Origin of the sequence: Streptomyces longisporus (assembly GCF_039532765.1) — a bacterium.
GTDB classification, from domain to species: Bacteria; Actinomycetota; Actinomycetes; order Streptomycetales; family Streptomycetaceae; genus Streptomyces; species Streptomyces longisporus.
Map to the genome: position 1 here is coordinate 914,147 of NZ_BAAASG010000002.1, position 26,437 is coordinate 940,583.

The following is a 26,437-nucleotide window of genomic DNA, read 5'->3' on the forward strand; positions in this document are numbered from 1 at the left end:
CGTGAACCACCGTCAGTCAGTCGTCTCCTCACCACCAGTCGGGGCGATCACCTGGGTGACAGGACCAAGGGTTGAGACAGGGGTTCCACCGCGGGTGATCAGGTCAGGGACAGCACGGTTCTCAGGACCTGCCGCAGTACCGATTCGGCGTCCTGCTCCGGGCCGGGCGACCGCCATGCGACGAACCCGTCGGGCCGCACGAGCACGGCTCCCCCGGCCGTGATGCCATGCCGCTGCGTCCACTGGACATCCCCTTCCGGTACCAGTTCGGCCCCGGGCCCGCCGCCCACGCGGTACGCCCGGATGGGCACCGACAGCTCCTCGGCGAGGCGGCCTGCGGCCCGGTGCCATCCGCTCGGGTCGCCGGCGTCGCTGAGCAGGACCAGCGACCGTTCGTAGAGGTCGAGGGTGGAGATCCGTTCGGCTCCGTGCCGCACCCACAGGTGAGGGGCCCTGCTGCCGGGCTCGCCGGTCAGCTCCAGGTTCTCCGGAACGACGGCGGCCGCCGGGTCGGTGCCGACGATGGCGCCCTGCCGGTAGCGGTAGCCGAGGGCGACGTTGAGGATGCCGCGCCGGGGGCCGCCGCCCGCGTCGGACGGCGGGGTGAACCCGGGGTGGCTGTGCTCGGCCGACCGGTCGGCGGCCCGGGCGCTGGTCGCCTCCGCCACAGGGCGGCGCTCGGCGTCGTAGGAGTCCAGCAGGCCCTCCCCGGCCCAGCCGCCGAGCACCGCGGCCAGCTTCCAGGCGAGGTTGTGGGCGTCCTGGATTCCGGTGTTGGAGCCGAAGGCCCCGGTGGGTGACATCTCGTGGGCCGAGTCTCCGGCGAGGAAGACCCGTCCGGAGCGGTAGCTGCGGGCGACGCGCTGGGCGGCGTGCCAGGGTGCCCGGCCGGTGATCTCCACGTCGAGGTCCGGTACGCCGACCGCGCGGCGGATGTGCTCGATGCACCGCTGGTCGGTGAACTCCTCCAGCGTTTCGCCGTGTTCGGGGTGCCAGGGGGCGTGGAAGACCCAGTGCTCGCGGTTGTCCACCGGGAGCAGGGCGCCGTCGGCTTCCGGGTCGGTGAGGTAGCAGACGATGAAGCGGCGGTCGCCGACGACGTCCGCGAGGTGGCGGGAGCGGAAGGTGATGCTGACGTTGTGGAACAGGTCGCCGGGCCCGCTGTGGCCGATGCCGAGCTGCTCGCGGACGGGGCTGCGGGGGCCGTCCGCGGCGACGAGGTAGTCCGCGCGGACGGTGCTGTGCTCGCCCGTCTCCCGGCTCTTGAGCACCGCGGTGACACCGGTGGGGTCGCTCTCGAACGACATCAGCTCGGTGGCGAAGCGCAGGTCGCCGCCGAGCGCCGCCGCCTGTTCGAGCAGGACCGGCTCCAGGTCGTTCTGGCTGCACAGACACCAGGCGCCGGGGCTGAAGCGGGCCAGTCCGCCGCCGGGGTCGATCTCCCGGAACAGCCACTCCCCCGCGTCGCCGACCAGGGTGGGCGTCTGCAGGATGCCGTGGTTGTCGGCCAGGGTGGCGGCGGCCTCATGGATCGCCGGCTCGATTCCCGCAACCCGGAACAGTTCCATGGTGCGGATGTTGTTGCCGCGGCCGCGCGGGTGGATGGAGGTGCCGGTGTGACGCTCCACCAGCAGATGGCGCACGCCCAGCCGCCCGAGGAACAACGAGGTGGACAGGCCGACCAGAGAGCCCCCGACGATGAGCACCGGGACCCTGTGGGTGTGCCGGCCGGCCTGATCGGCTCGTTCGTTCGTCACTCTCGCCTCCCGCGTATGGAGCCCCGCCGTCCGGCCGGGGATCCTCATGCATGCCCCGGGAAACGGACGGCACCTCAGGCTTCACCCGCCTGTCACCCGGTGGGCAGGCCAACGGGCGCGGAAGGCGGGGAGTGAGTACGACGAGCGGCGATCGGGCAAGGACGACACGCCGGATCGGGCGGATGAAGGCCGGCTCGAACGGGCGAACTGCCGTCGTGGCCACTACCGGGCTCCAGGCGGTGCCGTCGGGTCCGTCGCCTGCGTACGGCCGCAGACCATCGCCATGGCACTGCGGTCCGCCCGGGTGTGCGTCGCGACGATCGCTGTTCCGCTAGGCGGTGTCGGCCGTTGCGGTGGTCGGGACGTGCGTACCGGTGCTGCCGAACCGGATGCCCTTGGCCTCCTTGCCGACGGCGCTCAGGACGATCACCACCGCCAGGGCGGGCACCACGGTCCACGACATCGCCGCCGGATAGCCGTGCCGCTCGGCGATGGCCTCCTGGATCGGGAGGTTGAGGGCGGCGATCAGGTTCCCCAGTTGGTAGGTGACACCCGGGTAGAAGCCCCGGATGGCATCCGGGCTCATCTCGGTCAGATGCGCGGGGATGACACCCCAGGCGCCCTGTACGCACACCTGCATCAGGAAGGAGGAGAGCATCAGCCAGCCCACGGCGGTGGACAGCACGAAGAAGGGCACCACGGCCAGGCCCGCGGCAGCCGCGACCATGATCGTGCGACGGCGGCCCAGCCTCTCGGAGTAAGCACCGAGCACCATGCCTCCGATGATGGCGCCGATGTTGTAGACCACGGCGATGGCGATCGCGGTGTCCGGGGACAGGCCCAGGCCCTTCTTGACGAAGGTCGGGTAGACGTCCTGGGTGCCGTGCGACATCCAGTTGAAGGCGGTCATCAGCGCGACCAGATAGACGAAGCGCTTGAGCACCGCCGGGTTCTTGAACACCTGGTGGGCGGGGGTGCGGTTGAGCGCCACGCTCTTCTCCCACACCTCGCTCTCCGCCACCCGGGTACGCACCCACAGAGCGACGAGGGCGGGCACCAGGCTGAAGGCGAACAACCCCCGCCAGCCGAAGGCGGGTTCGATACCGAAGAACGCCACGGCGGCGAGCAGATATCCGAGCGAGTAACCGCTCTGCAGCAGCCCGGACCAGAAACCGCGCCGCTCGGCCGGGATCTTCTCCATGGCCAGCGCCGCGCCCAGGCCCCACTCGCCGCCCATACCGATGCCGTACAACAGGCGCAGCACCAGCAGCACGGCGTAGTTGGGCGCGAACGCGCAGGCGAACCCGACGACCGAGTAGAAGCAGACGTCGACCATCAGCGGGAGCCGTCGGCCCTTGCGGTCCGCCCACATCCCGAAGAGCAGGGCACCCACCGGGCGCATCACCAGGGTGGCGGTGGTGAGGAAGGCCATGTCGGTGAGGGAGACATGGAAGTCGTCGGCGATCTCGCTGTAGACGAGGACCACCAGGAAGTAGTCGAAGGCGTCCATCGCCCAGCCCAGGTAGGCGGCGACAAAAGCATTGCGCTGATCCTTGGTGAGACCCGATGCCTGCTCGCGGACGGTCTTCAGCATGCCTGCCCTTCCCACGGCTTCGCAGGTGAGGCTAGGTCCGGGCAGCGCAGCGGGCAACGCAAGCACAGGCAAAGTGCAAACCACAATTACCCAAAAACGCCAGGCAGTTCACATGGGACCGCCGGGCGTCAGCAGGTCTGGTGCACATAGCCGCCAGCGCCCTTGGGCACGACCGAGGCGTCACGGCGGACGATGCTCAGGGTGCCGCCCCAGTCGGTGCACGCTTTCGCCATGCCCTTCGCCGTGTACTCGACCACGAGTACGTTGTCGCCGTATGCCTCTGCGAACTCTCCGCATTCGTTCCACTCGGCGCACTCCTCGGCCACGGCGAAGTCCAGGCCTACGGACGCGCGGTCGGACAGGAGCTCGGCGGCGTTCTTCTGGGCGATGGCCAGGCCCTTGTCGTGGGCGTGGGCGGACAGCAGCCTCATCAAGGCCTCGGCCTGGCCGGCCTTGAGGTACTTCGGGAAGCGCGTGAAGACGTCGTAGTTGTCGGGCTCCACGGCCTTGTACCCCTTGGCCGCGCACTCGTCGATCCAGCTGTTCAGCTTGGCGGCGATCCGTTGCCGTTTGGCGGCCGTGCGGATGTCCAGGATCGCCTCGCCCCAGTCCTTGTCGTACAGGACATCGGCCTTGGCGTCGCGCAGCAGCAGGTCGGAGTCCCAGTCGTGCTCCTCGCCCTTCTGCGCCTGGAAGGCGTTGATGTTGCAGATGTTGTAGACGCCCGGCGCGGGCTCGCTGTCGTGGTCGCGGCTCACGACCCGGGCACCGGCCGCCAGGGGGTACGCACCGCCGATCTGGTAGTCCCACTGCACATGCTTCGGCGGCAGGGTCACCGTGGCGGCAGACTCCTTTGGACCCGGGGACGGGGAGGCATCATCGTGGTGCGACCCGAGTCTCACCGCAGCGACGCTCACTGCGGTGACCGCCAGGGCAGCGGCGATGCCGATGATGACGCGCCGCCGCCGGGGTCCGTGGCCGGTCCGGGTTCCGACTGCTTCCGTCCCGCCCTCGTCCGCGGCCGGGCCCGGCGTGAAGGGGTGGGTGCGGGAGGCCCGGCGGTGGGCTTCCGGGGAGTCGGCCGGTCCCGGTGAGACCGGCACGACGGAGACACCTGCCGGCACGTCGGAGTCCGGCAACTCCCGGACCATACGGCGGAGTTCTTCGAGGCCGGGCCGGGCGGCCGGGGTCTTGTCCAGGCACCGCTCGGCGATGCTCCGGAGCGGTTCGGCGACGCCGCTCAGGTCCGGGGCCTCGTACATCACCTGATACCCCGTCAAATACGGGCTGCTGCCGTCGAACGGACGGTTTCCGGTGGCCGCGTAGACCAGCACCGAGCCCAGCGAGAAGACGTCCGAGGCCCCGGTGACCTCGCGCGGCGCGGCGAACTGCTCCGGAGACATGAAGGGCGGGGTGCCGATCAGCCGACCGGTCATGGTGAGGGCCTCGTTGTCGACGGCGTACGAGATGCCGAAGTCGATGACGCGGGGCCCGTCCTCGGCCATCAGGACGTTGCTCGGCTTCAGATCGCGGTGCACCATGCCCACCCGGTGGATGTCCCGCAACGCCTCGACCAGACCCAGCGCGAGCACGCGCAACTCGCGTCCGCGCAGCGGGCCGTCCTTGGCCACGGTGTCCGACAGCGTGCGGCCGGGGACGTAGAGCGTCGCCATCCACGGCTGTTCGGCGTCCGGATCGGCGTCCACCACCGGCGCGGTGAACGCACCGCTCACCCGGCGGGCCGCCGCGACCTCCTGCCGAAAGCGCGTCCGGAACTCCTCGTCCTGGGCGTACGGCGCATGCACCACCTTGACCGCGACCTGCCGTCCCGAGTCCGAGCGCCCCAGATAGACGATCCCCATGCCGCCGCTACCGAGCCGGTCGACCAGCGCATAACCGCCGATGGACTCCGGATCGCCGAGGCTCAGCGACATCGCGGGTCACCTTTCCCATGTGCCGTGCTTCGAAAAGCTGTTCACTTGCCTGTGAAGATCAGACTAGTACTGAGACATGTGAGGCCGGTGCGCAACCTCGATGCATGGGGAAGCAGCGACGTCTCGATCCGCGCACCAGACGTCTGGGCTCGTTTCGGGCCGTGGCGGGAGCGCGAACTCGCATGACGGCCGGCACCATTCCGGGCCCTGACCCGTGGCCTCGTCGATGACTGGGCGTGCGCCCGCCGGGACAGCCGGGCCGTACCTCCACCACCCGGAACCGCTCGCCGTGCAGGCCGCCGCACTGGCCGGCACCGGCGAGCCGGCACCCTGAGCGACGCCATGGAGGTTGTGCCGGATCGAACCCGTCAGCCCTCGACGGCGCTGTCCCGGTTCAACGGGCCCCAGGAGCCCTGCTGCCGTGTGACGACCCTGTCGGCCTCGGTGATCACTTGCGGGCTGATCCATCCCAGCGGTTGCACATCCGTGACCAGCGGCTCGTTGTCGGGCCCACGGCCGGCCTCCTTGGCCGCCAGCACCCAGGGGCGGATACGGTCGCCCTTGACCCGCGGCAGGTGGGAGTAGTCGTACAGGCGCCGGGCGACCCAGATGTGCGTGGGCCGATCGCCCCACCAGTCCTCGATGTCGAGCGGGTTCGCGGACAGCCCGGGCAGCGGCACCCCGGTGAGGTCGTCCGTGCTGGACGAGGCGGCCAGGTCCTCCTCGGGCCCCACTGACCAGCGGACGTACAGGCCCTGCCGGACAGCGACCAGAGCAGCCAGCTCGTGCAGGGACGAGAACGTGGACATTCCGGAGGAGCCGGTTACTGGCGAGGGATGTGCCATGCTGACCAAGTGCCCAGTCCCGGCTGATTCACCCGTATTGTCCGGCCACTCTGAAACACCAGGTCACACGGGTTACGCTGCCGCGGTCAGCGCGGTGGCCGTCGCGATCGCGGTGTCGGCTCGGGCATGGATGACCAGCCGGATGTCGTCCTCCGTGTCGGCCCCGGCCGCCAGGAGGCGTCGCACGGGGGCGCTCCGCGTGGCCACGGACACCACCAGGTCCAGACTGCTGCACAGCCGGTGGACGCGCCGGACCACGCTGAGCGCCGACTGGGTAGGCGCCGGCTGATCGAGGACGATCACGACCGAAGCCGGCTTGTATGCGTGGACGAGATCGCTGATCTCAGCGAACAGCGCAGCCCTCGTATCGATGCCGGGGTCGTCGTGCATCGTGATGACGAGCACCCGTCGCTCGAGTGCGTGAGACATCATCACGGTTCGTCCTTTCCATACCGGAGTAGTCCATACTCGGACTACCCGGTATTCGGTGTTCAATGCGGGTCTTTCACCGCGTGTCGACCATGCCGCCCGTCACCGCGATCACCTCGCCGACGGTGTAGCTGGAGTCGGCGTCGGAGGCGAGGTAGACGTAGGTCGGGGCGATCTCCTCCGGCTGGGCCGCGCGGCCCAGGGGTGCGTCGCTCCCGATGTGGGCCAGGCCGTCCGGGGGCATGTGCGGGTCCGCCTCATTGAGCGGCGTCCAGGTCGGACCGGGTGCCACGACGTTCGCACGCACGCCCCGCCGGGCCAGATGTATGGCGACGGACTTGGTCAAGGTGATCAACGCCGCCTTGGAGGCCGCGTAGTCGATCATCGTCTCGCTGCCCTTGAGCGCTTCCTCGGTCGCCGTGGCGATGACCGCGTCCCCGGCCTGAAGGTGGGGCAGCGCCGCCATGAGCAGGTGGAAGTAGGCGTAGAGATTGACCTTGAAGGTGCGGTCGAAGTCCTCCGCGGTCAGCTGCTCCAGCTCCAGCTTGCTGTTCAGGTAGGCGGCGTTGCTCACCAGGATGTTCAGTCCGCCGAGTTCGGTCCTGGTCCGTTCGACGGCCGCGCGGCAGAATTCCGGGTCGGCGAGGTCGCCGGGCAGCAGCAGACAGCGCCGACCCTGCTCCTGCACCTCGCGCCGCACCTCCTCTGCGTCCCCCTGTTCGTCAGGAAGGTGGACGACGGCGACGTCGGCGCCCTCCCTCGCGTACAGCACTGCCACCGCGCGTCCGATGCCGGAATCACCGCCGGTGATCAGTGCGACCTTGTTCTTCAGCTTTCCGGCCGGGCGGTATCGGCTCGCCCCGTAGCGCGGCGCGGTGCGCATGTCGGCTTCCAGGCCTGGCCGCTGCTGCTTGTCGGAGTCGTAGGGAGGGACGGGCTCGGAGATCACCTGCGGTGCGGACGGTTCCTGCTCGGGCTGCAAGGCTTTCGTTCCCTTCGCCGGAGTGGTTCACGGCGGACCATGCCTGCTCGGACCGCCGTCCTTGCGGGCATCGCGTTCCCAGCCAGACGGCAGCCAACCAACCCGGATGTGATCGCACCGCCGACGGGACGGACCACCAGTACGGCCAGGACCCACAACGGCCCGCGCCAGTCGGACACCTGGCCGAGCCACGAGCCCGGGGGCACGCCGATGACGTTGGCCACCGTCAGGCCGCCCATCAGCAGGCCCAGGGCGCGCGAGGTCGCGGCCGGTCCCGCCGCGTGCGCCTCCACGACCGTGGCCAGGTCGGTCACCACACGGGAGGCGAGTACGACGGCGAAGTCCGAACTCAGCGCGGCGACCACATGACCGACGGCGAACACGACAGGTGCCGGCACCAGGGTGGAGCGACGCGGCGGCCTCAGTGTCGCGATCGGCATCACCGGAGGCCCGATGATCACGCGGGCGGCGAACACCGTGATCAGCAGACCGGCCACGACGAATGCGGTGCCCCGCCCGTCTGTTCTACGGCATGCGCTCGGAGCGCGGTGTGCCGTACCAGCGCCACTTGGTAAGACGCGGCCGACCGGGGAGCTCGGTGCGGCCGGTGGCCCAGAGGAGGGTGGGCCACCGTTCGGTATCGGTCGGAGCGTCGGGGAAGAGCCGGGCCAGCACGCGGTCGCACAGGTCGGCAGGCGGCGTCCACTGGATGCCCAGGCCGTCAGCGACGTCGTGGGTGTGCACCAGGGTCTCGACGATGCCCATCGCGGCGAAGCCCTCGGGGTCGGCTGCGCCGAAGATGTGGTGTGCCCGTACCGTGGGCGGCGTGGTGCGGACGATTGCGGTCAGCAAGGCGCCGCTGGCATCCAGGACTTGCAGCAGACCGGCAGGGCCGGCCTCACGGTCCGCGAAGATCGCATTCGCCGGGCCGCCCGGCCTCTTCCGACTCCACGCGAAGGGGACGTGGGTGTCCAGCGGTGGGATCGCCGGGCTCAGTTGGACGGCGTAGGAGAACAGGTCGTCGGCGAGGTGCTCGACGGTCTCCCAGCAGTCCCACTCAAGGGAACCGGCCTTGACGCTCCAGTCCGGAGCGTCGGCCCCGCGCAGAGTGGCGAGCGCCGAGCGGACAGCACGTTCGACATCGGCCGCGGTGACCGGGCCGCTCGGTGATCCCTCTGCTGCAACCATGGCGGGACCGTATCAATGATCATCCGGTGTCAGAGAACCCGTTTTCGAGCTGCGAGGCGGGAGTGGACGCCGCTTCCTGGGCCGCCATGACCTCATCGCCGTACTCGAAGGCCCATGCGCCGACGGCGTCGATGGGCGCCAGCAGGGTCCGGCCCAGAGCTGTCAGCCGGTACTCGACCCGTGATGGTGCATCAGGATCTGACCACCGTTCGACCAGTCCGTTGAACTGCAGTCGCCGCAGAGTCTCGGTGAGGACCTTGGAGCTGATGCCCCCGATCCGCTCCCGTAGTTCGACCGGACGCCTGGGGCCGTCGCGCAGCGCCCAGAGCACCACGGCGTTCCAGGTGTTGGAGAGCAGGTCGAAGGCGAGGCGGGCGCGGCAGTCGGCAAGGAAGGCGTCGGTCGTCACGTACCAAATGGTGCCCGAACGGCCTTCTAGCGTCGGTGTGAACGGTCGAAGCAGACATGGAGAGGAAACGTGTGATGAGAATCGGCGTGCTGGGAACGGGCAACATGGCCGACGCACTCGCCACCCACTGGGCGCGAGCCGGGCACGAGCTGACCATCGGGGGACGGGACGCACACAAGGCGGAGAGGCTCGTGGCGCGCATCGGAGGCAGCGTGAAGCCCGGCAGTCTGCGTTCGGCCGCCGAGTCCGGTCAGGTGGTGCTGGCCGCGCTGCCCTTCGGGGCGGCAACAGCCGTGGTACGGGAACTGCGCACGGCCCTGGAGGGCAAGGTGCTGCTCGACTGCTCCAACCCGGTCGGGCCGGGCTTCGGGCTGCTGACGGAAGGAGGCCCGTCAGCCGCGCAGCATCTGGCCGCGGCCGCACCGGGAGCCCATGTGATCAAGGCTTTCAACCTCTGTCATGAGGACGTGTGGCGCATGCGGCCGCCCGTCTTCGACGGGCGGCCACTGGCCGTGCCGGTCTGCGGGGACGACGAGAGTGGCCTCGCGCGTGTACGCGAGCTGGTGCAGGACGTGGGCTGTGAACCCGTGGCCGGCGGGGGCCTCGAACGGGCGGGTCTCCTGGAAGCGACCGCCGCGCTGTTCATTTCCCTCTGGGTCGGCGAGGGTGCGGATGCGCAGGCGATCGCGCCCCCGTTGGCATACGCGACCGGACCGAGCCGCCAGGAGACGGAAGGCGGCGCGGAGGCTTTCCGTTAGGAGTTCAAGGGTTCTGACCTGGTCAGCTGCTCGAGCCGGTGGTGCAGGTGCTCGACGTGGTGTTCGGACTCCGGCTTCATCAGGACGCTGCGCAGGATCCGGGCGCCGTCGGCGTCTGCTGTGATCTTGGGGTGGCGGGCGGTGAACGCCTCGTGGCCGGCTTTGAGGGTGCTGACGTACACGGGATCGGGGGCGGTCATGCCGTCCGCCAGGATGCGTGCGGAGGCCGCGTCGATGCCGCTGAGGGTCGCGGGATCGACGGCGGGGAAGTAGGTGACGATGTCCAACTGGGGCCGCTGGTAGAGCTCCAGGAGGTCTGAGGTCTCGATCAGGTCCGCCCACTTCAGGGCTGCTCGGCGGCCGGCCGCCAGGACCCGGCCGAGGCCTTCGGGGGTGGGCGGCAGGAGCTGGAAGGTGAGCCAGAGGGCGGCCGCGGAGGCGCCGGCGCGGGAGCACTCCAGGCTGATCTCGCCGAGGTGCAGCTCGGCGGAGGTGAAGTAGGTGTACGGCGAGTCGTGGAGGTAGAAGCGGCCCACCTCGGGGTCGCGGAAGAGGACGGCTCCGCAGCCGTAGGGCTGCAAGCCGTGCTTGTGGGGGTCGACCACGACCGAGTCGGCCTGGGCGATGGCCCGCCACGGGTCGGGCGGCAGCCCCTCGATGCCTCCTGATCCGGCCAGGAGCGTGAAGAAGCCGCCGTACGCGGCGTCGACGTGGACGCGGACGCCGTACTGCTCGGCGAGGGGCAGGATCTCGTGGACGGGGTCGACGGCGCCCAGTCCGGTGCTGCCGGTGGTGAGGACGACGGTGCCCACCTGCCCGGTGCGCAGTACGTCCTGCAGCGCTTCGAGGTCCATCCGTCCCTGGCTGTCGGTACGGACCGGATGGCTCGCCATGCCCAGGACATGACACATGCGGCCATGGGTGTAGTGGGCGTCGGCACTGTGGGCGATGCCGCGGCCGGGGTGCAGTTCGCGGGCGACGAAGAGGGCTTCGAGATTGGCGATCGTGCCACTGGTGGTGAGGTGGCCGAGGTGGGCGCCGTAACCGAACATCGCGGCGAGCTGCGCGACGACCTCCCGTTCCATCGCGGCGGTGGCGGGTCCGCCGTCCAGGGCGTGGTTGTTGGGGTTGATCAGCATGGCGGTGAGGTAGCCGACCACCGCCGCGGGGTGCGGGGGCTTCAGCATCTGGCCCGCATAATGCGGGTGGAAGAAGGGGTAGTTGTCCTTCAGCCTCTCGGTGAACCCCGCGAAGGCGGACGCGAAGCGGTCGTCGTCCACCTGGAGGGACGGGTGCGGCCGGTGGGGGCCGAAGGTGTCGGCCCAGTCCTGGATCGCGTGAGTGGCTCGGCCCAGCCAGTACTGCAGGTCCATGACGATCTCCCTCTCGCTCGCGGTGTCAGCCCAGGTGAGAATTTAGCTGAGCAGTCAGCAATTGACTAGTCAGCGATTGAGACCGCAGTAGGTGAGGAGACAGTAAAATCGACGGTGATGAATCCGACGCCGCAATCCAGCGACGACGTCGCCGCCCGCGCCGCCAACAGCCGGCTCGTGCGGGACTTCGGCCTGCTGATCAAATCTGCCACCCGCCTGGAACAGCGCATCGACAGCGCGCTGCGGCGGGAGTGCGGGATCAGCCACACCATGCTGGAGGTACTGATACGGCTCTGTCGCCGCCCCGGCGAGGAGGTCTCCCAGCGCCAGCTGGCCGACAACCTCACTCTCACCAGCAGCGGCACCACCCGTCTGATCGACCGCATGGAGGAGGCCGGCCTGGTCCGCCGCGTACCGTCCGCCGAGGACCGGAGGGTGGCCCTGGTGGAACCGACCGCCGACGGACGTGCGGCGTTCCTGCAGGCGGCGGCCGTCCACGCGCAGGTGGTGGAGAAGTACTTCGTCAAGCCGCTGACGGCTGACGACTACACGCAGTTGACCGGAGCCCTGGGCGAGATCGACAAGGCACTTCGCGACGACACCCGTTGAGACGCCCCTTCAGGCAGGCTCCGGTCGGCCCGCCCGCCCTGGAACGGGGTGGATCAGGAGCCCGCAAGGAAGGATAGACGCACCTTCCGCAGCGTGCTGTCCCTGTTCGTGTCCACCAAACTCCGTCAGGACAACCCCAGCTTAATCGGGTTGCGAGTCCGAGCCCGGCGCGCCTATGTCGCCGAGTTCGAGCGACGGGCCGCACTGGCCGAGTCGGAGCGTCTCGCCCCGGCCCGGGTCGCCGTCGCCGTCGCCGAGGAGCGGGCGCGCATCGCCCGCGAGATCCACGACGTCCTTGCACACGGCGTGAGCGTGATGCTGCTGAACGCCGAGGGCGGCAGGCCGATGCGGCGCACCGACCCCACGGTCGTCGACCGCACCCTCGGCGTCATCAGCGCGACCGGCCGCGACGCCCCGCAGCCCCAGCACCCGGCAGGCGAACCCAGCCCCGAGGCCCTTGTCCCTGACGTGCTCGATCACCTGGCCGGCGTCGTCCGGGGACAGTCGAGTTCCGCTGCAAAAACGCGCTCGCGGCCTTCAGGATCTCATTCGCCCGCCTCAACGCCGAGCTTTTCCGGCGAAGTTGCCTCAGTTCCTTCCCGCTCGGCGGTCGTCAGCCGGTCGTCGCGTTCCCCGGTGTCCGCCTCGGCTTGGCGGACCCAGCCGCGCAGGGCCTCCTTGTGGATGCCCAGGTCCTTCGCAACGTGCGCGACCGGACGGCCGGCGGTGCGGACTTCTCAGGTCAAGGCCCGCCGCGATGCCTGCCAGTGGCCCCCCACGGAACCTTCACGGATTGCAGCACAACCGTGGTCAAACCATGAAGATGATCACGCCCGACATGGTCCCTGTTCCCCGCTTCCTCACCCCTTTATCCAGTGGCATGTCATGTGCAGGTCGAATAGGAAGGGGGCTGCGACATCGAACGCATGTCGCAGCCACCCAAGAGTCATTGCTGGTGGATGCCACTGGCGTGAGAGGACCAACACCCGTGTCCTGGAAAAGCTCAAGAAGGGCCCAACTCTGCACCGGGAGATGCTCGGAACAGGGTCACAAGGGGAACGTCTTGCCTGGTACGTCCAGAAGTAAGCCCATCCTTCGGCGGTTAGCCATCGGCGCCGCGGCGCTGCTGTTCCTGGGATCTGGAGCGGCGACCGCAACTGCGGCCGGTGGTGGCCACTTCAGTCCCAACCCGAATCCGAATGCCGCACCGTCGACGCGGCCGGCCGCCGGGCCCGCGATGACACCCCTGACCGCCACAGCATCCCGCCCCGTGTCCGGCAAGACCCCCACTGCTGGGCCGGGCACGAAGGACGCCTCCGGCGTCTGGCAGGTCACCACTCCGAGGGTCAAACTCAGCAACACCGTGACCAACGCCGACGGTGGCACGATGGATCTCACTTTCGAGGTCTGGACCGCCGACTCCTCGGGGAACGCCAAGACCCAGGTACCGATCAGCAGCGACCAGTTCGGCGTCTTGGTATCCGGCTACGTGAAGTCCGGATCGACCGCCTCCGTGACCGTGGGGGCCGGATACCTGAAGCCGAACGTCGACTACGTCTTCCACACCTCCGCCTACGCCAAGGAAAGCGGTCTGTACGAGACGTCATGGTCGCCGTGGGCACGCTTCCGCGTCACGATGCCCGTCGACCTGACCCTGCCCAACCCCAAGGCCTCGGCGGTGAACCCGGACCAGTCCGCCCAGCCGTACACGAAGACGCCGGCACCGGCCTCCCCGTGGACGACCACGGTCGCCCCGAATCGCGACCGCTCCACCGGCCCCGGATCGTTCCCGACCCGCTGCACCACCTCCTCGGACGGAGTGAAGGTGTGCGGCAAGGCCGAGCCCTACGACGGCCGTGACTTCACCCTGCCCCGTGAAACCAACGCGCAGAAGAAGGCCGCGGCGGCATCTTCCCTGGTCAGCAACTGTGACCCGGCCAACCCGCCGGCGGGGGTATGGACCACGCGCTTCGAGGAGTGCTCGTCGTTCACCCTGTCGTGGGAAGCGAGCATCAACAACGCCCCCGTGGGCACCGTGAAGGCACTGGTGGTCAATGAGCGCAAGCTCGACCCGCAGTCCGGGAACATCACTGAGCGGATCAGCGTCACCAACGTGGATGTTCCGGCAACCATTCCCGCCTTCACACTGGACACTCCCGTCATCGACTGCGAGCCCTCCGGCAACTGCAGCGTCCAGAGCGTCAGCGGCTGGCAGGGCGCGGCCTCATGGATTCCCGGCGACCACCACACTGTGACCTCGGACGCGTCCTATGTTTGGGGACCGACGCTCACCGGGCCATCCTCCAGCAACCCCCAGGTGATGAAGCTCGGCGTCGCGGTCGCGCTGCAGGGCAACCCGAAGCTCCCGGGCCAGACGGTGCAGTCGTCCCCCGCCGTCTTCATGGACGTCGCGGGCGGCGACCTGGAGAAAGGCGGATTCACCGACCAGATCCGGTGCGACAACACCAAGATCGTCAGTCAGGCGCCGACGATCGGCTGCGTGTTTCACAACTACGTGCCGACCTACACGTTCAACGCGGCAAAGTACCCGCAGGCCTCGGCACACGCTTGGCTGATCCAGCACAAGCTGACCAATCACCCGGGCAGCCTGGCCGACGGCAAGCCGCTGTATTTCCTGGCCGACAGTGACATCAGTGGCAACCGGACGGTGATCTGCCCGACCGGATGGGCAGCGGCCAACGGCGACACCAGTGCCCTCAACGGCACGACGGACCAGCCCAACTGCGACGAGTTCGCGTTCAACTCCACCTACAACAGCGGCGGGATGCCCTCGCTCGCGGGTGGCCTGAACCCTGTCAGCAGCGGAGACGCCTGTGTGCAGACCTTTGCGAGCAAGCAGGGCAGCACCGTCCACCTGTTCAACATCGATGGCCATACGCCGACGTGGAAGGAGGTCTGTGGACGGTCCGCGATCTCCGGTAGTGACAACAGTGGTTCGATGGCCGGTTTCGGGGCCTTCAACGCGAACCAGCGCCTGCTGGACCGGGACCCGTACTGGCTGAACACGAACATGAGCGCGGCGTGTTCCAGCGACAGCACGACCGTGAAGTGCACCATGACCGCGAAGAACCTGTAGCACTACGTCGTTCACAGGGGGCGCCGCGCCGAGAGGGCGCGGTGTCCCCGCGACTACCGGCTCACACCGGCGAGGGCAGGTGTACCGCGGGCAGCAGCCCCTGTTCGATCTGCCGGCGCGGCAGCGACAGTCCGAGGTGCTCACCCACCGCCGTGAACAGCCGCCTCGCCAACTCCTCGTCCTCATCCTCGGCGTCCTCAGATCCGGGGAAGGTGGCCCGCACCGCCCCGGCCTGGCGCATGGCCGCATCCAGCGCGGCGAACGCGCCGAGGCGGTCCTCGAGCGGGAAAGCGGTCTCCAGCACGCTGTCGCCAGGCCCGATGGATCTCATTTCGCCGTCTGCGTCGCCGTAGCAGATCCACGGGGTCTCGTCCAGGAAGCGATCCAGACAGACGAATTCTTCTCCCTGCTCCATCAGGGTGTCCTGGCCGAGCCGGTCAAGGAGAATCAGGTGCCAGGTGGACCGCTCCGTCTCCAGGACGTATGTCCACTCGCCGCTTCGGCCGAACATCGCCACACTGTCGCCCAACGCCACCTCTCGCCGTTCGAAGTCCTTGAACAGCGGGGGCTGTTCGGCCCTGTGCCGGTCGGCACCGAGGCGGACCACGAAGTCCACCGGGTCCACGCCGCGCACCGCCGTAAGGGAGATGTCCGCGAGCATCCCGTCCTTGACGACCGCACCGCTGTACCAGTGCTCGCCGATCCAGCCCAGACCATCCGTCATCGTGCCGTCCCCTTTCCTCTGTCTTCGCCGACACGCTACCGAGCCTCGGGACGATGCGTGCGGGTCGTTCAGCAGCCGTACAGGTGCACCCGATCCGACCGCCCGCCATGGCCCTGTCCGCTACCCGGGCCGCACTCACCGCCGGAGCCGACCCCGCCGTCGTCACCCATGGATGGCTAGCGGCTGCCACTCTGAGTGGCTGCGGCCTTCGAATTCGCTGTCGCATTCTGCGACCGGCTCGTCGAGTGAGTCCGGGGCACCAACCAATGCAAAATCACTCGCTGTCTACGGCGACCATCACGTCTTCTCGGCCCTCGACGGCCTGACGGCCGACCTCATCCTGGAGATCGTGAACTCCTGACCACGCCCAGCGTCGTTTCGTGCTGGGGCTGGTCGCGGCTGCCGGTTGGGCATCCGCTTCGCCGCTGGTCTCGCCTGAGGGCTTCGGCTCCGAGGCGGCGTCCGTTTCGGGCCCGGCGCTGGGGGGCTGCGTGACTTCGGTGGCGGGTTCCTCGACGGATGACGGGCCTTCCTCCTGGACCTCGTCAGGTGCGGGGGGAGGGTCGGCCTGCTGGTCGCCGTCCGCCGCCAGGGTTGGGTCAGGCTCGATCGCCGGGTCGTTGTCGACGACGGGGCCAGATTCTGTGTCGGCCGTGGGCTCGGTGTCATCACCGAAGTCAGGCGGTGTCGTGTGGGCTTCGGGGCCACAGTGGCGCAGCGAGGTGCTCGCGGCCGGCGGGACTTCATCCATGACGCAAGATCCCAAAGAGGGTGAGCCCTCCAAGCTGAAGGACCAGCGCGACACCTCGGAGAGCGACCCCGACGTCGATGACGATGGCCCAGATGAGGGAATGCGGGCCACCGCGTGACCTCCAGCCTCAATCCGGCCTCAGGATCATGAATCCATGATCAACCAGGGACGCCAAAATCCCCCAACTCGCCTGACCGGCCCCAGCAAAGTTGCTGGTCAGAAGGATTCTTCTCGCGTAGCGAGTGGTGGGGCGGGCGGAACTCGAACCCACGGCCGACGGAGTACGAGTCCGCCGCTCTGCTCGACGCCGAAGCGCGCTCCTTCCAGGTTTCCCGGTCGCCGCATGCCAGTCAGCCAAGGCGCTGCCGACATGCCTCCTACGTCCCAGGGCGCCAAGCCCACAAGGGAACAGTTCCCCCGCCCATCTCCCTGCCCCATTCGGTGCGGCCGGAATTTCCCCTACAGTCCCGCCAGGGCGCCTAACCAAGGAAGCTCAATCGGACCAGACGGTCCGTGTTGTCGGTGTTCGTGTCCACCAGACACACCGACTGCCAAGTCCCCAACTCCAGCCGCCCGCCCACCACGGGCAGCGTCGCATGCGGCGGTACGAGTGCCGGGAGGACGTGGTCGCGGCCGTGGCCGGGGCTGCCGTGGCGGTGCTGCCAGCGGTCGTCGGCGGGGAGGAGGGTGTGGAGGGTGGCGAGGAGGTCGTCGTCGCTGCCGGAGCCCGTTTCGAGAATTGCGATTCCGGCCGTTGCATGGGGGACGAAGACGTTGAGGAGGCCGTCTCGGCCGGCGGCCGCCTCCTGCAGGAAGGCCTCGCAGTCGCGGGTCAGGTCCACGACCTGCTCCGTCGAACCGGTGGCGACGTTCAGGACTCGGGTGGTGAAGGCATCTGACATGACCCCATCCTGACCCATACGCCGGCTTTCCCAGGTCACCGGCGGTTCGCTGGTTGATATGGGTGGTCCAGTCCGCGAGACGCCATTGACCGTGCACGGACGACCTGGCTACTTTCGCCGCATGTTGCGTTCAGCCATGCTCACCACGCGCGGTCACATCGACCTGCTGCGGGTGGCCTCCGCCGCGTGTCGCCGCGGCTGCTGACGCCTTCCCCCTTTCTCCCACTCCCTCCCTGCCTGTACTCCGCCGTACCCGCACGCTGCGCGTGACGTGGCGGCGCTGAGGCGCGTACCCCCACTCCCTCACCGGACGCTCTCCTCCCCATGGAGCACCCATGAGCATCAGCCATGCCCCGCCCGGCTCCTCGGAACCTGATATTTCCCCTATATCCTCACGGAAGGGGACCGATGTCGACTCCCGCGACTCGGTATCCCTCGAGCTCACCCCCATCGTCCCCGTCTCCTCCCGCCGCACCCGCATCCCGCGCTGGCTGCGCCGTACCGCGGGTCCGCTCCTGCTGCTCGTCCTGTGGCAACTCCTCAGCGTCACCGGCGTGTTGACGTCGGACGTCCTCGCCTCGCCCGACCGGATCGCCCAGGTGGCCGGGGATCTGATCGGTGACGGTTCGCTGGCCTCCGCCCTGGGCACCTCGCTGCAGCGCGTGGCGTTCGGGCTGCTCCTCGGCACCGTCATCGGGACCGGACTCGCCCTGGTCTCAGGACTGTTCAGGATCGGGGAGGATCTGGTGGACGCGCCGGTGCAGATGCTGCGGACCGTGCCGTTCGTGGGGCTGATCCCGCTGTTCATCATCTGGTTCGGCATCGGTGAGGCCCCGAAGGTCGCCATCATCACGCTCGGTGTGACCTTCCCGCTCTACCTGAATGTGTACGCCGGAATCCGCGGTGTGGACGCCCAGTTGATCGAGGCCGGGGAGTCGCTCGGCCTCTCCCGTTGGGGGCTCGTGCGGCATGTCGTGCTGCCGGGGGCCCTGCCCGGCGCGCTGACCGGGCTGCGCTACTCCCTCGGCATCGCCTGGCTGGCACTGGTCTTCGCGGAACAGGTCAACGCCGACTCCGGCATCGGCTTCCTGATGGTGCAGGCCCGGGACTTCCTGCGCACCGACGTGATCGTGGTCTGCCTGATCGTCTACGCCTTCCTCGGCCTGCTGGCCGACTTCATAGTCCGCTCCCTCGAAAGGCTGCTGCTGCAATGGCGACCGACGTTCACCGGCCGGTGACCCCGCGGACTGCGGTACGGGTCGAGGGGCTGACCCGCTCCTTCGACGGCCGTGCCGTCATCGACAATCTTCAACTCGACGTGCGGCCCGGCGAGTTCGTCGCCCTGCTCGGTCGCAGCGGCTGCGGCAAGTCCACCCTGCTCCGCATCCTGGCGGGCCTCGACCGCGACATCGAGGGCACCGTCCTGGTGCCGCGCCGCAAGGCCGTGGCCTTCCAGGCGCCACGGCTGATGCCGTGGAAGAAGGTGTGGCGCAACGTGCTGCTCGGCCTGCCCGGAAAGCCCGCACGGACCGTCGCCGAACAGGCCCTGGACGAGGTCGGCCTCGGCCACCGCTCCGACGCCTGGCCCAAGACCCTCTCCGGCGGCGAGGCCCAGCGCGCCTCCCTCGCACGGGCGTTGGTCCGCGAGCCCGATCTGCTGCTGCTCGACGAGCCGTTCGGCGCACTCGACGCGCTCACCCGCATCAAGGCGCAGCGCCTGGTGGGCGAGTTGTGGCAGCGCCGGGGCTGCGCGGTGCTGCTGGTCACCCACGACGTCGAGGAGGCCGTCCTGCTCGCCGACCGCGTCCTGGTGATGGACGACGGTGTCATCGCGCACGAGCAGGAGATCGATCTCGACCGGCCGCGCGACATCACCGACCCCCGGTTCGCCGAGCTGCGCGCCGGACTGCTGGAACGGCTCGGCGTCGACACCGCCGCCGAAGCCGCCTGAACTCCCCTTCCCCACCTCAGTTGCACAGAACGGATCGCCCCATGCGACGACGTCTCGCCCCTGCCGCGCTGCTCCTCCCCTTCGCTCTCCTGCTCACCGCCTGCGGGGGGAACTCGTCCGCGAGCACGGGGACCGGCACCGACGGGCAGGGTTCGCTCACCCTCAACGTCGGTGACCAGAAGGGCGGTTCCGAAGCCATCCTGCGGGCCGCCGGGGAGCTCAAGAACCTCGACTACAAGATCAAGTGGTCCACCTTCACCTCAGGCCCGCCGCTGCTGGAGGCCGTCAACGCCAAGGCGGTCGACATCGGCGGCGTCGGCAACACCCCGCCGGTGTTCGCCGCCGGCGCCGGCTCGAAGATCACGGTCGTGGCCGCCTTCCACGGCACCTCCAAGGGCGACGCCATCCTCGTACCGAACGACTCGAAGCTGTCGAAGCCCCAGGACCTCAAGGGCAGGTCGGTCGCGGTGGCGCAGGGTTCCTCCGCCAACTACCAGCTGGTCGCCTCCCTCAAGGCGGCCGGGCTGAGCCTGAGCGACGTCAAGGTCAAGTATCTGCAGCCGGCCGACGCGCTGGCCGCGTTCACCTCCGGCAAGGTGGACGCGTGGGCGGTGTGGGACCCGTACACCTCGCAGATCCTGCAGGGCAAGCAGGGCCGTGTCCTCACCACCGGCGAGGGCATCACCAACGGACTGACCTTCCAGGTGGCGGCGCCGAGTGCGCTGCGGGACAAGAAGAAGTCCGCCGCCATCAAGGACTATCTGGAGCGGCTGCGGCGGGCCACGGCATGGGTCTACGGCCACCAGGAGGAGTGGGCGAAGGTCTGGGCGAAGGACACCGGTCTGCCGTACGAGGTGGCGCTGGCCTCGGTGCGGCGCACCAACGCCACCCGGATCTCGGTCGCCGTCGACAAGCCGCTGATCGCCTCCGAGCAGCAGATCGCCGATGCCTTCACCGACTTGAAGCTCATCCCGAAGAAGGTCGACTTCGGCGCCTTCGTGGACACCCGCTACAACGGCAAGCTGCCGGCCTCGACCACGCCCGGCCGGGCGTCCGAGGGCTGAGCACTTCACGCTGTTCGGCACGTCACGGCTCCACCGCGGGAAGATCCACGGCGTCCTCGCGGTTAGTAGAAACGTGAACAACACGCGCGAGGTCGAGGTAGTCGTCGTGGGCGCTGGACAGGCGGGTCTGTCCAGCGCCTACCACCTGCGGCGCACCGGTTTCGAGCCGGGGCGTGACTTCGTGGTGCTCGACCACTCCCCCGGGCCTGGCGGTGCCTGGCAGTTCCGGTGGCCGTCGCTGACCTACGGCAAGGTGCACGGCATGCATGCGCTGCCGGGCATGGAGCTGACCGGCGCCGACCCGGCGCGGGCCTCGTCCGAGGTGATCGCCGAGTACTTCGCCACGTACGAGCGCACCTTCGATCTGCAGGTCCGGCGGCCCGTCGATGTGCATGCCGTGCGGGAAGGTGCGGGCGGGCGGTTGCTTGTGGAGACTTCGGACGGCGACTGGTCGACCCGGGCGCTGATCAACGCGACCGGCACCTGGGACCGTCCGTTCTGGCCGCGGTACCCCGGTCAGGGAAGTTTCCGGGGGCAGCAGTTGCACACGGCGCAGTACCCCGGGCCCGAGGCGTTCGACGGGCAGCGGGTGGTCGTGGTGGGCGGGGGTGCCTCGGGTACCCAGCATCTGCTGGAGATCGCCCCGTACGCGGCTGCCACCACCTGGGTGACCAGGCGGCCGCCGGTCTTCCGTGAGGGCCCCTTCACCGAGGACGTGGGGCGGGCGGCCGTCGCGCTCGTCGAGGAGCGGGTGCGGCAGGGGCTGCCGCCGAGGAGTGTCGTCTCGGTCACCGGACTGCCGCTGAACGACGCGGTCCGGAAGGGCATCGCGGACGGGGTTCTCGACCGCCGGCCCATGTTCGACCGGATCACCCCGGACGGGGTGGAGTGGGAGGACGGTCAGCGGGTGGAGGCCGACGTCATCCTGTGGGCCACCGGGTTCAGGGCGGCCATCGACCATCTGCGGCCGCTGCGGCTGCGTGAGCCGGGCGGCGGGATCCGCCTCGAGGGCACGCGCGCGGTCGCCGATCCAAGGGTCCATCTCGTCGGCTACGGCCCCTCAGCCAGCACCATCGGCGCCAACCGGGCGGGCCGGGCGGCCGTACGGGACATCCGGCGACTGCTGGCCGGGCGCCCGACCGAGCCTGTCGCCGCCTGACGGCCGCCCCGCGGGCTACTTCGTGGCCTGCGGGGCGGAGCTGTTCTGCGTGATCTGCGGGGCGGAACTGCGCTGCGTGGCCTGCGGAGCGGAACTGCTCTGCGCGATCTGCGGAGCGGAGCTGCTCGGCGTGGCCTGCGGAGCGGAGCCGTTCTGGCGGGCGTTGAACTCCGCCACATTGCGCTGGTGCTCGGCGAAGTCGGCGGTGAAACGGGTGTCGCCCGGCTTGACCGTGACGAAGTACAGCCAGTCGCCCGCGGGCGGATTGACCGCGGCGCGCATCGCCTCCTCGCCCGGGTTGTCGATCGGGGTGGGCGGCAGGCCCATGCGCAGGTAGGAGTTGTAGGGACTGGCGAGCTTCGTGTCGTCGGCGCTGGTCTTCAGCGTGGCGCGCTTGAGGGCGTAGTTGAGGGTGGAGTCCATCTGCAGCGGCATCCCGCGCTCCAGCCGGTTGAAGACGACCCGCGCCACCTTGCCCATGTCGGCCTTCGAGGCGGCCTCGGCCTGCACGATGCTCGCGACGGTGACCGCCTGGTAGACGTTCATGGCGTTGCGCTGCGCACCGGCCGCGATCGGGGCGCCGTTGAACTTCTTGTTGGCGGTGTTGACCATGAACGACAGCAGCGACTCGGGCGTCGTCTTCTTCGTGACGGGATAGGTCGCGGGGAAGAGGTAGCCCTCCGGGTTTCCCGCCGCGTCCGTCGGCAGCTTCAGGTGGGCCTTCGGGAGTGCCTTCTCGGTGCTGCCGGCGGGCAGGGCGAGGGCCTTGTCCACGGCGCCGTAGACCTGGCTCGCGCGCCAGCCCTCCGGGATCACCAGGGAAGCGGGCTTGGCCTCCTGCACGCCGTGCCGCGCGGTCACCAGCGGCACCACCACGGCGGCGCCGGCCACTACGGCTCCGGTCGCGAGGAGGATGAGGACGAGTCGGCCCCGGCGCGTCAGTCGGATCGTGCCCCGCGGCGGAATGTTCTGTTGCATGCGGGCACGGTAACCCGCATATCACCATAAACCCGACAGATCTTCAGCCTGTCGGTTCCAGTTGGGCATCCCGGCGTACGAGGGCCGCGTACCGCCCCTCCTGATCCAGCAGCTCCTCGTGTGTGCCCCGTTCGGCGACGCGACCGGAGTCGAGGACCACGATCTGGTCGGCACCGCGGACGGTGGACAGGCGGTGCGCGATGGTGAGCGTGGTGCGGTTGGCCGACAGGGCGTCGATGGCCTCCTGGACGGCCGCCTCGGTGCGGTTGTCCAGGGCGCTGGTCGCCTCGTCGAGGATCAGCACCGGCGGGTCGCGCAGGATGGTGCGGGCTATCGCCAGGCGCTGCTTCTCGCCGCCGGAGAAGCGGTGGCCGCGCTCGCCGACCACGGTGTCGTACCCGTCGGGCAGCGACGCGATGTGGTCGTGGATCTGGGCCGCCCTGGCCGCCGCGTGCAGTTCCTCGTCGGTGGCGTCCGGCTTGGCGAAGCGCAGGTTCTCGGCGACCGAGGCGTGGAAGAGATACGTCTCCTGGGACACCACTCCGACCGCGCGCGCGAGGGTGTCGAAGTCGAGGTCGCGGACGTCGACGCCGTCGAGGGTGACGCGGCCGCCGGTGACGTCGTAGAGCCGCGGGACGAGATAGCCGAGTGTCGACTTGCCGGCACCTGTGGGGCCGACGACGGCGAGGCTGCTGCCGGCGGGGACGGTGACGTCGATGCCGTCGAGGGTGGGGCCCCTCTGGTTGTCGTTGCTGTCGTATCGGAACGAGACGTCCTCGAAGCGGACCTCGCCCTTGATCCGGTCGAGGTGGACCGGGTCCTTGCGCTCGGTGATGTCGATCGGCAGGTCGAGGTACTCGAAGATGCGCTGGAAGAGCGCGAGCGAGCTCTGGATCTGCACGCCGGTCGACAGCAGGCTGACCGCCGGGCGGAACAGGCCCTGCTGGAGCGAGACGAAGGCGACGATGGTGCCGATGGAGATGCCGGGGCCACCCGTCTGGAGGGCGATGCCCGCGGTCCAGTAGATGACGGCCGGCATGGCGGCCATGACGATCGTGATGACCGCCATCCGCCAGCGGCCGGACATGTTCGACCTCACCTCGAGGTCGACCAGTTCCTCGGACTCCTCGGCGAAGGACTTCGTCAGCGAGTCGGAGCGGCCCATGGTGCGGCCCAGCAGGATGCCGCTGACGGAGAGCGACTCGGTGACCGTGGCGGCCATGGCGGCCATCTGCTTCTGGCGCTCGGTGGTGATCTTCTTGCGTTCCCTGCCGACGCGCCGGCTGATCCACACGAAGACCGGGAGCAGCAGCAGCGAGACGACGGTCAGACGCCAGTCGAGGGCGATCATCGCGACGATCGTGGCCACCACGCTGGTCAGGTTGGAGACCAGGGAGGTGGCCGTGGAGGTGACGGTGGCCTGCATGCCGCCGATGTCGTTGGCTATGCGGGACTGGACCTCGCCGGTACGGGTGCGCGTGAAGAACGCGAGCGACATGCGCTGGAGCCGACCGTAGACGGCGGTGCGCAGGTCGTGCATGACGCGCTGGCCGACCGTCGTGGAGATCAGCGTCTGCAGCACGCCGAAGACGCTGGTGAGGACGGCGCTGAGGATCATGCCGAGCGCCAGCAGGCTGAGCAGGCCGGTGCGGCCCTGGGGGATCGCGACGTCGAGGGTCGCCTTCAGCAGGAAGGGCGTGGCCACGGAGACCAGCGAGGCGGCGCCGACCAGCAGGCCGACCACCGCGAGCCGGGCGCGATAGGGGCGGAACAGCCTCAGGATGCGGCGCACCTGCCGGGGCTGCTCCTTGGCATCGGCCGGCGGTGTCCAGCGGGGTTCTCGATCGGGGTGCAATGGACTCCTAGGGAGTGAGGTGGCGAAGACGGGCGGAGCCTAGCTCATTGTTACCTATGCTCACAATGAATTAGGTCCTGATATTGTTCCCGCATGGCCACCCCCGATTCCGACAGCCTGCTCGCCGAGCAGCTGCTGCGGTTCACCCGCCGTGTGCACCGCATCCAGAAGCGGCACATCGAGCAGTGCGGCCTGGGCGTCACCCCGGCCCAGTCCCGGCTGCTGCGCACCCTGGCGCACTGGAGCTCACCACCGCGCATGGCCGACCTGGCCGAGCGCCTCGAGGTGGTACCCCGGGCGGTGACCACCCTGGTCGACGGACTGGAGGCGAGCGGCAAGGTGCGCCGGGTCCCCGACCCGAGCAACCGTCGGGTGATCCGGATCGAGCTCACGGACGACGGGCGTAAGGCGCTGAGCGAATTGCGGGGAGCGCGCAGGTCCGCCGCCGCGGAGATTCTCGCGCCGCTGAGCGACGACCAGCGCGAGGTGCTGGGCACCTTGTTGGACACGTTGGTGGACGGAGGGCCTGAGGGGCGCTGCGGTTAGGGTGCGCTACGGCACACGGGCGGCTGCAGGTCAGTGGGGGTTGATCGCGCAGTTCCCCGCGCCCCTGAAGGGGCGCGGGGAACTGCGCGATCAGCCACGAACCACCCGCAGCCGCCCGCGAAACAACAAGCCCCGAGCTACTGGGCGACCGGCACCGCAGCCTCCGGCACATCCTCCGCTTCGGCAGCGGCCTCGCCGCCCAGCACCCGCTTCGCCCGCTCCACGTCCAGCGCACCCTCCCAGCGGGAGACGGCGAACACGGCGACGCAGTTGCCGAGCAGGTTCGTCACCACCCGCATCGAGTCCATGATCCGGTCCACGCCCAGCAGCAGCGCCACCGCTCCGGCCGGGATGGCCCCCAGCGAGGAGGCGGTCGCGGACAGGGCGAGGAAGGCGGAGCCGGGGATGCCCGCCATGCCCTTGCTGGTCAGCATCAGGACCAGGACGACGGTGATCTGCTGGCTCAGGCTGAGGTCGACGCCGACGGCCTGGGCGATGAACAGCGTGCCGATGGAGAGGTAGAGCGAGGCGCCGTCGAGGTTGAAGGAGTACCCGGTGGGCAGCACCAGGCCCACCGCGTCGTCACGGGCGCCGGCCCTGCGCAGCTTCTGCATCACACGCGGCATGACGGACTCGGTGGACGCGGTGCCGAGCGCGAGGAGCATCTCCTCGCGGATGTAGCGCAGGAACTTCCACAGGCTCAGCCCGGTGACCATGCGCAGGGCGACGGCGAGCAGTGCGATGAACAGGGCCGCGGCGACATAGCACAGGATGATCAGCTTGGCGTAGGTCTCGATCACTCCGAGTCCGTACTGGCCGATCAGGACGGCCATCGCACCGAACACCGCGATCGGGGCCAGCCGCATCACGAAGCCGACGATCGCGAAGATGATCTCCTGGGCCTGCTCGACGGCGGGCAGCACCTGGGGCACCTTGGTGTGACCGAGGTGCAGCAGCGCGGCGCCCACCAGACAGGCCAGGATGAGCACTTGGAGCAGGGAGTTCTCGGCGAAGGCGCCGATGAAACTGGTGGGCAGCGCGTTGACGATGAACTCGGTCGTCGAGGGCAGCGCACTGCCGCCCGTCTTCGCGTCGACCGCCTTGGTGCTCAGCGTCGACGGGTCGACATGCATGCCCGAGCCGGGCTGGACGACGTTGGCGGCGACCAGGCCGATGATCAGCGCCGCGGTGCTGGCGACCTCGAACCAGATCAGGGCCTTGAGCCCGATCCGGCCGAAGGCCTTGAGGTCACCGGCCTTGGCGATGCCGACGACGACCACGCAGAACACCAGCGGCGAGATGATCGTCTTGATGAGCCGGGTGAAACCGTCGCCGAGCGGCTGGAGATCCGAGGCGAAGCCGGGCCAAAGCTTCCCGACGACGATTCCGAGCACGAGCGCGCAGAGGACCTGCGCGAACAGAGAGGTACGCAGTATGCGTGCGACGCGTCGCGGGGCGGACGGGACGGACGGCGGCACGGGCACTCCTAGTGGGGACGTCAAGCTCACAGAAGCCGGGGAGACTTCTGCGAT

General features: G+C 69.2%; 26 protein-coding genes. 9 read left to right on the top strand and 17 right to left on the bottom strand.

Features of this window, described 5'->3' with window-relative positions; genetic code table 11:
• Positions 1 to 98: 98 nt before the first annotated feature.
• From ABD355_RS05615 to ABD355_RS05655, 9 genes are all read right to left on the bottom strand, one after another.
• On the bottom strand, positions 99 to 1,805 hold the full coding sequence (locus ABD355_RS05615; RefSeq protein WP_344398929.1) for an FAD-dependent oxidoreductase: 1,707 nt from the start codon (positions 1,803 to 1,805) through the stop codon (positions 99 to 101).
• Positions 1,806 to 2,088: 283 nt separating this feature from the next.
• Complete coding sequence (locus ABD355_RS05620; protein ID WP_344398930.1) at positions 2,089 to 3,351, bottom strand: MFS transporter; 1,263 nt, start codon at positions 3,349 to 3,351, stop codon at positions 2,089 to 2,091.
• A gap of 128 nt (positions 3,352 to 3,479) precedes the next feature.
• Positions 3,480 to 5,285, bottom strand: a complete 1,806-nt coding sequence (locus ABD355_RS05625) for an endo alpha-1,4 polygalactosaminidase (protein ID WP_344398931.1) — start codon at positions 5,283 to 5,285, stop codon at positions 3,480 to 3,482.
• Between the two features lie 368 nt (positions 5,286 to 5,653).
• Positions 5,654 to 6,094 carry a DUF6098 family protein gene (locus ABD355_RS05630; protein ID WP_344398932.1) on the bottom strand — a complete coding sequence of 147 codons (441 nt, stop codon included), beginning with the start codon at positions 6,092 to 6,094 and terminating at the stop codon, positions 5,654 to 5,656.
• 108 nt (positions 6,095 to 6,202) lie between these two features.
• Positions 6,203 to 6,559, bottom strand: coding sequence for a hypothetical protein (locus ABD355_RS05635; RefSeq protein ID WP_344398933.1), 357 nt, complete (start codon positions 6,557 to 6,559; stop codon positions 6,203 to 6,205).
• A gap of 76 nt (positions 6,560 to 6,635) precedes the next feature.
• Positions 6,636 to 7,541, bottom strand: a complete 906-nt coding sequence (locus ABD355_RS05640) for an SDR family oxidoreductase (protein WP_344398934.1) — start codon at positions 7,539 to 7,541, stop codon at positions 6,636 to 6,638.
• Positions 7,505 to 8,038 (bottom strand): MFS transporter, encoded by a 534-nt coding sequence (locus tag ABD355_RS05645; protein ID WP_344398935.1) that lies wholly within the window; start codon positions 8,036 to 8,038, stop codon positions 7,505 to 7,507. The genes ABD355_RS05640 and ABD355_RS05645 overlap by 37 nt, the downstream gene beginning before the upstream one ends.
• A 28-nt stretch (positions 8,039 to 8,066) precedes the next feature.
• Complete coding sequence (locus tag ABD355_RS05650) at positions 8,067 to 8,729, bottom strand: maleylpyruvate isomerase N-terminal domain-containing protein (RefSeq protein ID WP_344398936.1); 663 nt, start codon at positions 8,727 to 8,729, stop codon at positions 8,067 to 8,069.
• Positions 8,730 to 8,748: 19 nt separating this feature from the next.
• On the bottom strand, positions 8,749 to 9,138 hold the full coding sequence (locus tag ABD355_RS05655) for a winged helix-turn-helix transcriptional regulator (protein WP_344398937.1): 390 nt from the start codon (positions 9,136 to 9,138) through the stop codon (positions 8,749 to 8,751).
• A 74-nt stretch (positions 9,139 to 9,212) separates the two neighbouring features.
• Between ABD355_RS05655 and ABD355_RS05660 the strand changes: the two genes are divergently transcribed.
• Positions 9,213 to 9,896, top strand: coding sequence for an NADPH-dependent F420 reductase (locus ABD355_RS05660; RefSeq protein WP_344398938.1), 684 nt, complete (start codon positions 9,213 to 9,215; stop codon positions 9,894 to 9,896).
• Here ABD355_RS05660 and ABD355_RS05665 read toward each other — a convergent pair.
• Positions 9,893 to 11,269, bottom strand: coding sequence for a pyridoxal phosphate-dependent decarboxylase family protein (locus ABD355_RS05665; protein ID WP_344398939.1), 1,377 nt, complete (start codon positions 11,267 to 11,269; stop codon positions 9,893 to 9,895). The genes ABD355_RS05660 and ABD355_RS05665 overlap by 4 nt on opposite strands.
• A gap of 117 nt (positions 11,270 to 11,386) precedes the next feature.
• Here ABD355_RS05665 and ABD355_RS05670 point away from each other — a divergent pair, with 117 nt between their 5' ends.
• Entirely contained in the window at positions 11,387 to 11,878 is a 492-nt protein-coding gene (locus ABD355_RS05670; RefSeq protein ID WP_344398940.1) for a MarR family winged helix-turn-helix transcriptional regulator, read from the top strand.
• A gap of 545 nt (positions 11,879 to 12,423) precedes the next feature.
• On the opposite strand, the gene ABD355_RS44575 is transcribed toward ABD355_RS05670, so the two are convergent.
• Positions 12,424 to 12,570 carry a hypothetical protein gene (locus tag ABD355_RS44575; RefSeq protein ID WP_425585705.1) on the bottom strand — a complete coding sequence of 49 codons (147 nt, stop codon included), beginning with the start codon at positions 12,568 to 12,570 and terminating at the stop codon, positions 12,424 to 12,426.
• Between the two features lie 371 nt (positions 12,571 to 12,941).
• Between ABD355_RS44575 and ABD355_RS05680 the strand changes: the two genes are divergently transcribed.
• A complete protein-coding gene (locus ABD355_RS05680) occupies positions 12,942 to 14,975 on the top strand; it encodes a hypothetical protein (RefSeq protein WP_344398941.1) in 2,034 nt (677 codons plus the stop codon).
• A 61-nt stretch (positions 14,976 to 15,036) separates the two neighbouring features.
• Here ABD355_RS05680 and ABD355_RS05685 read toward each other — a convergent pair whose 3' ends face one another.
• The 3 genes from ABD355_RS05685 to ABD355_RS05695 all read right to left on the bottom strand — a co-directional run bounded on the left by ABD355_RS05685 (position 15,037) and on the right by ABD355_RS05695 (position 17,352).
• On the bottom strand, positions 15,037 to 15,699 hold the full coding sequence (locus ABD355_RS05685) for a hypothetical protein (protein WP_344398942.1): 663 nt from the start codon (positions 15,697 to 15,699) through the stop codon (positions 15,037 to 15,039).
• Between the two features lie 274 nt (positions 15,700 to 15,973).
• Positions 15,974 to 16,450: a hypothetical protein gene (locus tag ABD355_RS05690; protein WP_344398943.1), complete on the bottom strand. Its 477-nt coding sequence runs from the start codon at positions 16,448 to 16,450 to the stop codon at positions 15,974 to 15,976.
• Between the two features lie 479 nt (positions 16,451 to 16,929).
• Complete coding sequence (locus tag ABD355_RS05695) at positions 16,930 to 17,352, bottom strand: secondary thiamine-phosphate synthase enzyme YjbQ (protein WP_344398944.1); 423 nt, start codon at positions 17,350 to 17,352, stop codon at positions 16,930 to 16,932.
• A 136-nt stretch (positions 17,353 to 17,488) separates the two neighbouring features.
• Between ABD355_RS05695 and ABD355_RS44580 the strand changes: the two genes are divergently transcribed.
• The 5 genes from ABD355_RS44580 (at position 17,489) to ABD355_RS05715 (ending at position 21,526) form a co-directional block, all read left to right on the top strand.
• Positions 17,489 to 17,557 (top strand): putative leader peptide, encoded by a 69-nt coding sequence (locus tag ABD355_RS44580; protein WP_351286961.1) that lies wholly within the window; start codon positions 17,489 to 17,491, stop codon positions 17,555 to 17,557.
• Positions 17,558 to 17,687: 130 nt separating this feature from the next.
• On the top strand, positions 17,688 to 18,590 hold the full coding sequence (locus tag ABD355_RS05700; RefSeq protein WP_344398945.1) for an ABC transporter permease: 903 nt from the start codon (positions 17,688 to 17,690) through the stop codon (positions 18,588 to 18,590).
• Entirely contained in the window at positions 18,563 to 19,303 is a 741-nt protein-coding gene (locus tag ABD355_RS05705; protein ID WP_344398946.1) for an ABC transporter ATP-binding protein, read from the top strand. The genes ABD355_RS05700 and ABD355_RS05705 overlap by 28 nt, the downstream gene beginning before the upstream one ends.
• Positions 19,304 to 19,344: 41 nt before the next feature.
• On the top strand, positions 19,345 to 20,367 hold the full coding sequence (locus tag ABD355_RS05710; RefSeq protein WP_344398947.1) for an ABC transporter substrate-binding protein: 1,023 nt from the start codon (positions 19,345 to 19,347) through the stop codon (positions 20,365 to 20,367).
• Positions 20,368 to 20,440: 73 nt separating this feature from the next.
• On the top strand, positions 20,441 to 21,526 hold the full coding sequence (locus ABD355_RS05715) for an NAD(P)-binding domain-containing protein (protein WP_344398948.1): 1,086 nt from the start codon (positions 20,441 to 20,443) through the stop codon (positions 21,524 to 21,526).
• A 15-nt stretch (positions 21,527 to 21,541) separates the two neighbouring features.
• On the opposite strand, the gene mltG is transcribed toward ABD355_RS05715, so the two are convergent.
• Positions 21,542 to 22,504 carry an endolytic transglycosylase MltG gene (gene mltG, locus ABD355_RS05720; protein WP_344398949.1) on the bottom strand — a complete coding sequence of 321 codons (963 nt, stop codon included), beginning with the start codon at positions 22,502 to 22,504 and terminating at the stop codon, positions 21,542 to 21,544.
• Between the two features lie 43 nt (positions 22,505 to 22,547).
• Positions 22,548 to 24,359, bottom strand: a complete 1,812-nt coding sequence (locus ABD355_RS05725) for an ABC transporter ATP-binding protein (protein WP_344398950.1) — start codon at positions 24,357 to 24,359, stop codon at positions 22,548 to 22,550.
• Between the two features lie 93 nt (positions 24,360 to 24,452).
• Between ABD355_RS05725 and ABD355_RS05730 the strand changes: the two genes are divergently transcribed.
• A complete protein-coding gene (locus ABD355_RS05730) occupies positions 24,453 to 24,905 on the top strand; it encodes a MarR family winged helix-turn-helix transcriptional regulator (protein ID WP_344398951.1) in 453 nt (150 codons plus the stop codon).
• Between the two features lie 137 nt (positions 24,906 to 25,042).
• On the opposite strand, the gene ABD355_RS05735 is transcribed toward ABD355_RS05730, so the two are convergent.
• Positions 25,043 to 26,383 carry a cation:dicarboxylate symporter family transporter gene (locus tag ABD355_RS05735; RefSeq protein WP_344398952.1) on the bottom strand — a complete coding sequence of 447 codons (1,341 nt, stop codon included), beginning with the start codon at positions 26,381 to 26,383 and terminating at the stop codon, positions 25,043 to 25,045.
• Between the last annotated feature and the right edge of the window lie 54 nt (positions 26,384 to 26,437).

Bases quoted from the DNA above. Each gene is read 5' to 3' on its own strand.
- ABD355_RS05615 (WP_344398929.1), bottom strand. From the start codon at position 1,805: ATGAGGATCCCCGGCCGGACGGCGGGGCTCCATACGCGGGAGGCGAGA.
- ABD355_RS05620 (WP_344398930.1), bottom strand. From the start codon at position 3,351: ATGCTGAAGACCGTCCGCGAGCAGGCATCGGGTCTCACCAAGGATCAG.
- ABD355_RS05625 (WP_344398931.1), bottom strand. From the start codon at position 5,285: ATGTCGCTGAGCCTCGGCGATCCGGAGTCCATCGGCGGTTATGCGCTG.
- ABD355_RS05630 (WP_344398932.1), bottom strand. From the start codon at position 6,094: ATGTCCACGTTCTCGTCCCTGCACGAGCTGGCTGCTCTGGTCGCTGTC.
- ABD355_RS05635 (WP_344398933.1), bottom strand. From the start codon at position 6,559: ATGTCTCACGCACTCGAGCGACGGGTGCTCGTCATCACGATGCACGAC.
- ABD355_RS05650 (WP_344398936.1), bottom strand. From the start codon at position 8,729: ATGGTTGCAGCAGAGGGATCACCGAGCGGCCCGGTCACCGCGGCCGAT.
- ABD355_RS05660 (WP_344398938.1), top strand. From the start codon at position 9,213: ATGAGAATCGGCGTGCTGGGAACGGGCAACATGGCCGACGCACTCGCC.
- ABD355_RS05665 (WP_344398939.1), bottom strand. From the start codon at position 11,269: ATGGACCTGCAGTACTGGCTGGGCCGAGCCACTCACGCGATCCAGGAC.
- ABD355_RS05670 (WP_344398940.1), top strand. From the start codon at position 11,387: ATGAATCCGACGCCGCAATCCAGCGACGACGTCGCCGCCCGCGCCGCC.
- ABD355_RS05685 (WP_344398942.1), bottom strand. From the start codon at position 15,699: ATGACGGATGGTCTGGGCTGGATCGGCGAGCACTGGTACAGCGGTGCG.
- ABD355_RS05690 (WP_344398943.1), bottom strand. From the start codon at position 16,450: ATGGATGAAGTCCCGCCGGCCGCGAGCACCTCGCTGCGCCACTGTGGC.
- ABD355_RS05695 (WP_344398944.1), bottom strand. From the start codon at position 17,352: ATGTCAGATGCCTTCACCACCCGAGTCCTGAACGTCGCCACCGGTTCG.
- ABD355_RS05700 (WP_344398945.1), top strand. From the start codon at position 17,688: ATGAGCATCAGCCATGCCCCGCCCGGCTCCTCGGAACCTGATATTTCC.
- ABD355_RS05705 (WP_344398946.1), top strand. From the start codon at position 18,563: ATGGCGACCGACGTTCACCGGCCGGTGACCCCGCGGACTGCGGTACGG.
- ABD355_RS05710 (WP_344398947.1), top strand. From the start codon at position 19,345: ATGCGACGACGTCTCGCCCCTGCCGCGCTGCTCCTCCCCTTCGCTCTC.
- mltG (WP_344398949.1), bottom strand. From the start codon at position 22,504: ATGCAACAGAACATTCCGCCGCGGGGCACGATCCGACTGACGCGCCGG.
- ABD355_RS05730 (WP_344398951.1), top strand. From the start codon at position 24,453: ATGGCCACCCCCGATTCCGACAGCCTGCTCGCCGAGCAGCTGCTGCGG.